2 protein-coding genes are annotated in these 1,911 nt (G+C 57.7%); both read left to right on the forward strand.

Annotation, left to right across the window (positions count from 1 at the left end; all coding sequences use genetic code 11):
• Positions 1 to 86 precede the first annotated feature (86 nt).
• On the forward strand, positions 87 to 443 hold the full coding sequence (gene tnpB / locus APH36_RS30280) for an IS66 family insertion sequence element accessory protein TnpB (protein WP_010951896.1): 357 nt from the start codon (positions 87 to 89) through the stop codon (positions 441 to 443).
• Between the two features lie 18 nt (positions 444 to 461).
• The coding region (locus APH36_RS30285) for an IS66 family transposase (protein ID WP_060501914.1) at positions 462 to 1,911 on the forward strand (1,450 nt) is incomplete at its 3' end.

Raw genomic sequence — 1,911 nt, forward strand, 5'->3', positions numbered from 1 at the left:
AAGGGATCCATCATCCCCACATTCCAAGCGTCCACCTGATGCCCGATGCTGCGCTCCCGATTTCTTTCTGGAGCCCGCCAGCCATGATGCGACCCGACAGCAAAGTCGAAAAGGTGTACCTCTATCCCAAGCCCGTAGACTTCCGAAAGTCCATCGACGGCCTCACCGCGCTGGTCGAGTTGGATATCAAGGTCGCCGTGTTCGACCCCGTACTTTTCGTCTTCCTCAATAAAGCCCGTAACCGCATCAAGGTGTTGTACTGGGAGCGCAACGGCTTCTGCCTTTGGCTCAAGCGCCTCGAAGCCGAACGTTTCAAAACTTCCCCCGACGCCACCGACGAAGCCATCGTCCTGACCGTCCAGGAACTTAACTGGTTACTCGACGGCTTCGACCTCTGGCGCAACCGTCCGCATCAGGTTCTGACGCCCCGTTTCGTCGCCTGACCCGGTATAATCCGGGCCATGATTTCAGTGCCCGACAACCTCCCGGATGACCCTGTTCTGCTTAAGCAAATGCTGCTTGAGAGTTACGCTGCTCGTGCGTGTGAGCAATCGGCTGCCCGTGTGCGCGAGCAGGAGTTCAACGAGGCTTATGCGACACACATCGACGACCTGAAAGAGCAGATCAAGTTATGGCGTGACCGTTTCTTTGGCCGTAAGTCCGAGCAAACTGTCGATCCCAACACGCCGCAACTGGCGATGTTCAACGAACCCGAAAGCGACCCGCTACTGGCGGTGGTTGACGATGCCGACGAAGAAGTCGTTGCGCCTGCCAAACGTCGCGGCAAACGCAAACCACTGTCGGCCGATCTGCCTCGGGTCGAAGTCATCCACGACCTGCCCGAACACGAACTGACCTGCGCCTGCGGTTGCCGTAAGCATGTCATCGGCGAAGAAACCAGCGAGCAGCTCGATATCGTGCCGATGCAGATCCGCGTACTCAAACACGTGCGCAAGATCTATGGCTGCCGTGGTTGCGAGACTGCTCCTGTCACTGCTGACAAGCCCGCCCAGCTAATCGAAAAAAGCATGGCCAGCCCAAGCGTGCTGGCCATGCTGCTGACGACCAAGTACGTCGATGGCTTGCCGCTACACAGGTTTGAAAGTGTGCTGTCCCGCCACGGCATCGAGGTTCCACGACAAACCCTGGCGCGTTGGGTGATCCAGTGCAGTAAATACTTCCAGCCGCTGTTGAACCTGATGCGTGATCGGCTGCTGGAAAGTCCGGTGATTCATTGCGATGAGACTCGCGTCCAGGTGTTGAAAGAACCGGATCGAGACCCGACCAGCCAATCCTGGATGTGGGTGCAAGCCAGTGGCCCGCCTGATCGACAAGTTGTGCTGTTCGACTACACCACCAGCCGTGCGCAGGAAGTACCATTGCGTCTGCTGCAAGGCTATCGCGGCTATGTGATGACCGACGATTATGCGGGTTACAACGCTTTGGCGTTGCAGCCCGGTATCGAGCGACTGGCATGCATGGTTCACGCGCGCCGCAAGTTCGTCGAAGCACAAAAGGTGCAGCCCAAGGGTAAGACCGGACGAGCCGATGTGGCGCTGACGATGATCAATAAGCTGTATGACATCGAGCGCGACCTCAAGGAGGTCAGCGACGAACAGCGGTTCATCGGTCGCCAGGAAAGAAGCTTACCGATCCTCGGTCAGCTGAAAAGCTGGCTGGATAAGACGTACGCCCAGGTGACGCCGCAAAGCGTATTGGGCAAGGCGGTGCATTACCTGGCAAACAACTGGAGCCGCCTGGAACGGTATGTCGAAGCGGGCCATTTGCCAATCGACAACAACCTGGCAGAGCGTGCGATAAAACCGTTTGTCATTGGGCGCAAGGCTTGGCTGTTCAGTGACACGCCCAAGGGCGCCACGGCAAGTGCGCAGATATACAGCTTGGTCGAGA

The organism is Pseudomonas sp. NBRC 111133, from assembly GCF_001320605.1.
GTDB lineage: Bacteria > Pseudomonadota > Gammaproteobacteria > Pseudomonadales > Pseudomonadaceae > Aquipseudomonas > Aquipseudomonas monteilii.